The 8,335-nt window shown below is 40.5% G+C and carries 5 protein-coding genes; 3 read left to right on the top strand and 2 right to left on the bottom strand.

Going from position 1 to position 8,335, the window contains the following annotated elements; all coding sequences use genetic code 11:
- Positions 1-661: 661 nt before the first annotated feature.
- The 3 genes from ACFFIP_RS17065 (at position 662) to ACFFIP_RS17055 (ending at position 5,155) form a co-directional block, all read left to right on the top strand.
- Positions 662-2,527, top strand: a complete 1,866-nt coding sequence (locus ACFFIP_RS17065; protein ID WP_382388947.1) for a T9SS type B sorting domain-containing protein — start codon at positions 662-664, stop codon at positions 2,525-2,527.
- A gap of 3 nt (positions 2,528-2,530) precedes the next feature.
- On the top strand, positions 2,531-3,559 hold the full coding sequence (locus tag ACFFIP_RS17060) for a PorP/SprF family type IX secretion system membrane protein (protein WP_382388946.1): 1,029 nt from the start codon (positions 2,531-2,533) through the stop codon (positions 3,557-3,559).
- Between the two features lie 66 nt (positions 3,560-3,625).
- On the top strand, positions 3,626-5,155 hold the full coding sequence (locus tag ACFFIP_RS17055; RefSeq protein ID WP_382388944.1) for a cryptochrome/photolyase family protein: 1,530 nt from the start codon (positions 3,626-3,628) through the stop codon (positions 5,153-5,155).
- 12 nt (positions 5,156-5,167) lie between these two features.
- Here ACFFIP_RS17055 and ACFFIP_RS17050 read toward each other — a convergent pair whose 3' ends face one another.
- Together ACFFIP_RS17050 and ACFFIP_RS17045 are read right to left on the bottom strand one after the other, a co-directional pair.
- Positions 5,168-6,304, bottom strand: coding sequence for a P1 family peptidase (locus tag ACFFIP_RS17050; RefSeq protein ID WP_382388943.1), 1,137 nt, complete (start codon positions 6,302-6,304; stop codon positions 5,168-5,170).
- 85 nt (positions 6,305-6,389) lie between these two features.
- Entirely contained in the window at positions 6,390-7,823 is a 1,434-nt protein-coding gene (locus ACFFIP_RS17045) for an aldehyde dehydrogenase family protein (protein ID WP_382388942.1), read from the bottom strand.
- Between the last annotated feature and the right edge of the window lie 512 nt (positions 7,824-8,335).

Raw genomic sequence — 8,335 nt, 5'->3', positions numbered from 1 at the left:
TGTTTTTTCGTACAAACATGGGGCAAAAATAGCTCCGCGTGACCCAAATTTCAAATTATAAAACAGTAAGTGATTGATTTTCAATACTTATTTATTGTAGCGACGACGTCGCGCACAAAACAGGAGGCCAGCAGAAGTCTTGATCTTGGATGGTAAAGCCCACCTCATAAGGGAAAGAGAAACCTTTGAAGATATACTGAGGCATCAGGTTGACATAGGTTTATAAGATTATCCCAACAAAATTCACTAAGCTGATGAAGTCTTCTTCATCAGCTTTTTTTGTGCCATTAAAGCAAATTGAAGAGCATGCTTGAAAAAAGTTGATTTTTTTTTAAAAATCTATTTTAGGCCTTTTTAAGCCGGGGTTACATTTCAGATTCTAAAAAAAGCATCCCGTGCATTGATTTTTGAATATTGTACAATTGGAAGAATAATTACACTTTTTTGATAGTCATTTCATTTTTGCCCCCTCTTCTAAAGTACTTGCATTTTCAATATTTTATTTGATAAATTAAGTCAAATAGACAAATGACAAGTATATCATTTTGTTTCATGCAAAAAGCAAAAAATAATGTTTCAAAAAATGAAATACAGTATTTTGCTTTTGAATGACAAAATCCACACTTGTAAAGACCCTATAGGCTGCAATCGATAATAGGAAATGTCATTACGTTGGAAAATGAATCTTCTTCTCTTTTTGGCCCTGATTTTTCAGGCTGGGAGAGTTATGTCTTTTTCTGATTTGTCAGTAGCCTATAACCCCCTGAATCATGCTTTGGTATTAGGAGAAGTTGGTTTTGGAGTAGTAGGAGGTGTCGAAACTCCAATCAAGGTGACTGTGAGCGGTAAATTGGCGCTTTGTCATCACCTCGACAGAGGTCACATTATTTTGGAAGTAGAGGGAGGAAATCCTCCTTATTCTTTTGCCTGGAACAACCTTGAGAAAGTTCAGAATCGATACAATCTATTCTCTGGTACTTATACTGTTTTCATCAAGGACAGCAAAGGGAAGCAGCATGAGGAAAGGATTGTTATTCAGCCCCCTTTTCCACTTATCATTGAAATGGGCGGGATACAGCATGCCACCTGTTCAAGTAATGCTGACGGAAGTGCTAAAGTCAATATAAAATTTGGAAGAGGGGAACCTTACAAGATTGAATGGAGCCATGGCCTGAAAGATGAAGTGGAAGCCAAAGACCTGAAGCCTGGTACCTACACTGTTAAGGTAATCGATATGTACAATTGTGACGCTACTTTATCATTTGAGATCAAGTCTGCCGCTGAAGCATTGGAAGTCAGGGAAACTGTGGAGTCAATCAGTTGCAGCAGCAATAGTCTTGGATCAATAAAGTTGGATATTACAGGGGGGCAGGCACCTTATACTTATTCCTGGTCTAACGGTCAGACGACAAAAGATATAGATAACCTTCAGGCCGGCACCTATTCAGTTCTCATTAAGGACAATTTAGGCTGTTCATTTTCAAAGTCTTTTGACATAAAGTCACCTGAGGCAGTTGAAGTTACTGTGAGCAGGATACAGCACAATCAGTGCTTTGGTACCAATCAAGGCGAGATAGATATACAGATCAAAGGAGGGCAGGCACCTTTTACCTTTTTGTGGAGTAATGGAGCCACAACCCAAAATCTAAGAAATCTATCGGCAGGCACATATTCCCTCAAGGTCAAAGATGCAAGCGGATGTGAGATTACCTCCATGGTTCAAGTAGAGCAGCCTGTTAAACTTTCAGCAAAAATCGAAAGTGCGATAGAAGTAAACTGTGAGACTGGGGAAGCTATTGGGTTTGCTTGGGTTAGTATTCAAGGTGGTAATGGTCCTTATGCCATTGTATGGAATAATGGTGTCACTGGTAAGAATGAGATTGAATTCAAGCAGTCTGGGGAAATCGAAGTGGAGGTGATAGATGGCTCAGGCTGTAAGGTTAAGGAGAAGTTGAAAGTAGTTTTTCCATTTGACAACAGTATTGCCAATAGGGTGGATTTCAATGTGAAAAAGTTGACCTTCTCTTCAGAGCCTGAAGTCCATGTATTGGAACCACTGGTGTTTGAAAGTGAAATTTCCGAAGACTTTATCGCATGGGAATGGGATTTCGGTGATGGCAATATCGCTCAGGAAAAAGACCCTGTTCATGTTTTCAAGCAAGCGGGTGAGTTTGATGTGGTTCTAAGGGCTTATGATATCTATGGATGTTCGTCCCTTCAGAGTAGGACAGTTGCAGTTTTGGAACAAGGGGAATGGGTGACCATACCGAATGCTTTTTCTCCCAATGGAGATGGATTGAATGATTATTTCAAGCCTGTTTTCAGGGGCGTGGTGGATTTTGAGATGCATATTTTCAACTACTGGGGAGAGCATCTCTATTCAAGCCAAAGCCTAGAAGATAAGGGATGGGACGGGAATCATAAGGGTAGTTTGTTGCCGAGGGGCAATTACATCTATCGAGTGGCTTTTACGACGATCGGTGGGGAGAAAATCGAGAAAACGGGGACGGTTACAATAGTGAGATAAGCTATGAAGAGATTAATTTTAATGTTTTTTGGGTGGATGCTGACATTCTTGACAAGTGCTCAGGACATGCAGTTCTCTCAATTTTATGCTGCGCCTATCTATCTAAACCCTGCATTTGCCGGGGCATCCGAGATGACTAGATTTGGTGTCAATTACCGAAACCAATGGCCAGGCTTGGACCATTCTTTGAATGCATATTCAGCTTATGTCGATCATTATTTTTTCAACCTCAACAGTGGCGTAGGACTGATTGCGAATGGCATGAGGGAAACCATGAGCGGCCTGAATACCTCTGAAGTTGGTTTAGCTTATTCATATAGGTTACAATTGGGATTTGACAGTTTTTTGAGATTTGGTGGACAGGCGAGCTTTTTTTCCAGGGACGCTAACCTGCAGAATTTGGTTTTTGGAAGTCAAATAGACCAAGGTACTGGAGCTGTGGGCGGAGTGAGTGGAGAATTGTTCGGTCCTGACGCCAGACATCGGTACGTGGACTATCATTTGGGTATGTTATATACCAACTCCTGGGGTTGGTTGGGAATTTCTGCCCATCACATTACACAGCCCAATGTTTCCTATGTAGATGATCAGATCTCCAGGTGGCCAATGAAGCTCTCAGCTCATGGAGGAATCAAGTTTGACCTTTCCAATGGCCTTGCCAGTAATTACATGAATAATACACAATACCAGAGAGAGTTGGTGTTGGCTTTTAATTATAAACACCAGGATCCATTTAACCAATTGGATTTGGGAGCACAGGTAAATATTCAGCCTTTGGTTTTAGGCATTTGGTATAGGGGATTGCCGACTTTAGGAAATGGCCTGCCAAACAATGAATCTTTAATTGGTTTATTGGGAGTTTCCTTGGGAAATGGATTGGATATAGGTTACAGTTATGATTTTACCCTTTCCAAGATTGGACAGGCGAATACAGGTGGTGCACATGAAGTGTCTATGAGATTATCTTTTATGGCCGGAGACAATAATCAAAGAGGTAGGAAAGCCAGTATGCTGCCATGTTTCAAATATTGAACCGACGATAAATTTTTTTTGAACAATAAGGGTTCAAAGGGATTATGGTTTCATAATCCCTTTTTTATGGCAAAAACTTTAAGATTGATTTTGGGAGATCAGTTGAATCATCATCATAGTTGGTTCAATGAAAAAAGTCCGGAGGTCCAATACCTGATGTTGGAAATGAGACAGGAAACGGACTATGTGATCCATCATGTCCAAAAAGTAGTGGGATTTTTCCTAGCTATGCGGACTTTTTCAAGGGAACTCCAGGAGGAAGGACATCAAGTCATTTATTGGGCTTTGGATCATTCAGAAAATACCCAAAGCCTGACTGGTAACCTGCAAAAGATTTTGCATTCTGAAGGATTTGAGCATTTTGAATACCAGTTGCCGGATGAATATCGACTGGACAAGCAATTGAAAGCGTTTTGCGAAAAACTGGACATCAGTTATCAGGTGTATGATACGGAACACTTTTTGACCGATAGGACATTTTTGGCTGAATTTTTTAAAGGGAAAAAGACCTATTTGATGGAGTCCTTTTATAGGGAGATGCGAAAGAAGTATGGAATTTTGATGGAAGGGGATGGACCAATAACAGGGAAATGGAATTATGATCATGATAACCGTCAGAAGCTAAAAGATCCCCTTTTGATCAAGCCTCCATTCTCTCTTAGCAAGGATGTGACTGAAATGAAAAATATGCTTGATCAATGTCAGGTTCAAACAATTGGTAATTTAGATGCACAAAATTTTCCTTGGCCTATCAATAGGGAGGAAGGATTACAGCTGCTGGGCTATTTCTGTAAGGAGCTTTTACCCAGATTTGGGGAATATCAAGATGCCATGTACACGGGCAATGCCTTTTTGTTTCATAGCAGATTGAGTTTTTGTCTGAATACCAAGATGCTTTCCCCACTGGAAGTTGTCGAGACAGTGGAAAAGTACTGGTACGCTCATCAGGACAGCATCAATATTGCACAGGTGGAAGGCTTTATCCGTCAGATTGTAGGTTGGAGAGAGTATATGAGGGGTGTATATTGGGCGAAAATGCCGGATTACAGCCAACTCAATTATTTTGGACATGATCGGAAATTGCCAGGGTATTTTTGGAATGGGAAGACAAAGATGAGTTGTATGAGGCATGCCATAGGTCAGTCTTTGGAACATGCCTATGCTCACCATATTCAGCGCTTGATGGTAACTGGAAATTTTGCCTTATTGGCAGGAATTCATCCTGATGAAGTCGATCAATGGTATTTGGGAATTTATATAGATGCGATAGAATGGGTAGAGATTACCAATACCCGCGGAATGAGTCAATTTGCCGATGGGGGAATAGTGGGTACCAAGCCTTATGTTTCTTCTGCCAATTATATAGATAAGATGAGTGACTATTGTGGAGGCTGCCATTACAAAAAGAACCTCAAAGTTGGGGAGAAAGCCTGTCCATTCAACAGCCTATACTGGCACTTTTATCATCGTAATGAAGATAAATTGGCCAAAAACCCCAGAATTGGCATGGCTTACCGAACCTGGTCAAAAATGAAAGACAAGGAAGCGATTCTCAGGCAGGCAGAATTCTATTTGGAAAATATCGAAGATTTATAAAGGAGAAGAAGCCTATTGGATTCGGTTATAATGTTTCATGATTTCAATTACCTTTTCTTTTGGCAAGGCATTGACCTGTCTACCTGATTTGCCGATCATTGTTTCAGCAACAAAAAGAGAATTGATAATGGCTTCTTCTGTAGCTTCTATGGTTGCCAAAAAAAGAGCACTCATATCGTCATTTTGAAGGTATTTGTGCTCATTAAGTTGCAGTGCATTGCCAGAGTGGGGGATTCTGTTTTGTGGGTCTGTTGAAAAAGCAATTACATAATCACCGGATCCATTGGAGGCTATGCCCCCTGTTTTCGCTAAACCCATCATCGCTCTTTGAGCCATTCTCTTCAGGTTTCGTTCATTGACTGGCGCATCCGTTGCCACAATGATCATGCAGGATCCATCAGCGGACTCAATTTGATTTTTGAAGCTATATTGTTCCAATTCGACACCAATTGGGACGCCATCAATTTGCAATACGCCACCAAAGTTACTTTGAACCAATACTCCTACTGTATAGCCTCCCAAAGAAGCAGGAAGTTTTCTGGATGAGGTGCCAATTCCACCTTTAAAACCAAAACAAACCGTTCCAGTGCCTGCTCCTACGTTGCCTTCCTGAACATGTGTTTCTGAAGCAGCCTGAATAGCTTTCAGTACATCCTCTTTATCAATATGCTGTCCTCTGATGTCATTGAGGAAGCCATCATTGGTTTCCCCTACTACAGTATTGACCGATTGTACCTGTTCATTGCCTGGAAAAGTAAGCGTATACTCGATCACTCCCTGAATTCCTGCCGCAACACTTAAAGTATTGGTCAAAATGATAGGACTTTCGATATTTCCCAATTCCTCAATCTGAGTGGTGCCAGCCAATTTCCCAAATCCATTTCCGATAAATACCGCTGCAGGTACTTTTTCCTGAAACAAGTTGCCTGAATGTGGCAGGATGGCTGTGACGCCTGTTCGGATATCCTCACCTTCAAGCTTTGTCAGATGTCCTACCTGCACTCCGGCAACATCCGTGATGGCATTCAGAACTCCTGTTGGTAATACACCTATAGATATGCCATAGTCTCTTGCTCTTTGTTGGGCGTTGGTTTTATTGGTCATGGATATAAGGCATAAAGCAAGAAATAAGAACAGATTGTATTGCATGTATATCTTGATTAGTTCGGTGGGTAGATTGTCTTTTAGATCAAGAAGACTGATTAAAGAAAGCCAATTTTGAATAGGTCATTTTTTAAAACCACTTCAATAAGCTATCAATGATTTTTTTACCTGCAATTCCATAGGGCGGGAATAACGGTTTAGAAGCTGTCAAACCTATCCTTTGTTTCAGCACTGCTTTCTCATTGGAAAATGCCAGAAACCCATGATGTCCATGAGCTTTTCCTATTCCACTGTTATTGACACCTCCAAAAGGCAACTCATGGTGGAGGAAATGCAGCACGCAGTCATTGGCTACTGCTCCTCCTGAAGAAGTCTCGGTAAATAAGCGGTTGATGATGTACTGGTCTTTAGAAAAGCCATATAAAGCTAGTGGCTTTGGCTTAAGGTTGATGTAACGAATAGCCTCTTCCATATTCGCATAGGTAATGATGGGAAGAATTGGCCCAAAAATTTCCTCTTGCATAATTTCCATTTCCTCACTTAGGCCTGTTAAAATTGTAGGTTCGAAGAAATTATCTTCTTCGCTGACGTATCCGCCGAAAAATATCTGGGCTCCTTTGATCTCTGCATCGGCGAGCAGGTGCTTGATTCTTTTAAGATGCTTGAGGTTGACTATCCTTGCATAATCTTTAGATTTTTCTACACCCTTATCAGCAGGATCATACATTTTATGGATAGCATTTTTAAGGGCTTCCAATAAGGCATCTTTTACAGCAATATGCACCAGGACATAATCTGGAGCGATGCAGGTCTGTCCACAGTTTACGAATTTTCCGTATATGATTTTCTCAGCAGCATCTTGGATATCAGCTTTGGCGTCTACTACTGCTGGTGATTTCCCGCCTAATTCCAAGGTCACAGAAGAGAGGTGTTCGGCTGCAGCTTTCATGATGATTTTTCCTACGCCGGGACTACCAGTAAAGAAAATATGATCAAAAGGTTTGGTTAAAAGTTTTTGCGCCACATCAACTTCTCCTTCAAAAACAGCCACTTGGCTTTGGTCATAGGTTTCCTCCACCAATCTCCTGATCAGGGCGGAGGTATGTGGTGTCATCTCCGAAGGTTTGATAATGGCAGTGCAACCTGCCGCAAGTGCTGAAACTAATGGGCCTAATGCCAAATTAAAGGGATAATTCCAAGGGGCAATGATAAGTGCGGTTCCTTTTGGTTCATACTGTATGTAAGCATTACTGCCCAGCATCGTCATAGGAGTTCCTACCTTTTTTATCCTCATCCACTCATCCAAATGTTTGATGGTATATTTGATTTCAGAGGTGACCACAAATATTTCACTGATGTCAATTTCAGGATACGGTTTTTTGAAATCAGCATATACCGCCCTTCTGATATCTTCCTTGTTGGTTTTGATCCAATCCAACATTTTGTTCAGCAAGGCCTTTCTATGAGAAGCGGAACTATTTCTCATTTTAACTGCCTGTTTTTGCTGGGCTTCAAAAATCTGGTCAATGACAGGTGATATGTTCTCTAAAGTTTGAAATTCCATGGGGTAAATTTTTTGAATGAATTCAGTTGATTAATTTAAGTACTTATTTTGAAAGCAGGAAAAGATATTCAATATTGAGTAGTAGAGTTGTCTAAACTATTTTAGACACTCATCCGTTAATAGCTTATAACACCCATAATCAAAAGTAAGTATGCAGTGGAGTTTGGAAAGGATTATTCCCCAAGAAGTTTTGGGAGATAATCAGCGTTTGAGGTTGGTCAAAGAATACCTCAAGAAAATTAAAAATGAAAAACTATCTAAAAGAGGCTGAAAAGCCTCTTTTTTTTGTTTATACCCCAATTTTTTACCTCTTCAAAAACTTTTCACCCCTATAAAAACGTATTATAAAAATAAATAAATGTGTTTTGTTTAAAATATTTTTGTGCTGATGCTTGACATGAAAAGCAAAAAAATGTATGTTTACGGCATAAAAGAATATTTGACAGTTTACCGGGGGTTATTTCTGGTGCTGTTGGGGTCCCGGGGGCGTTTTTGACCGGGTTCCGGTCATA

The organism is Fontibacter flavus (genome assembly GCF_042432905.1).
Classification (GTDB): domain Bacteria; phylum Bacteroidota; class Bacteroidia; order Cytophagales; family Cyclobacteriaceae; genus Fontibacter; species Fontibacter flavus.
This window is presented reverse-complemented; position numbering and strand designations above follow the sequence as displayed.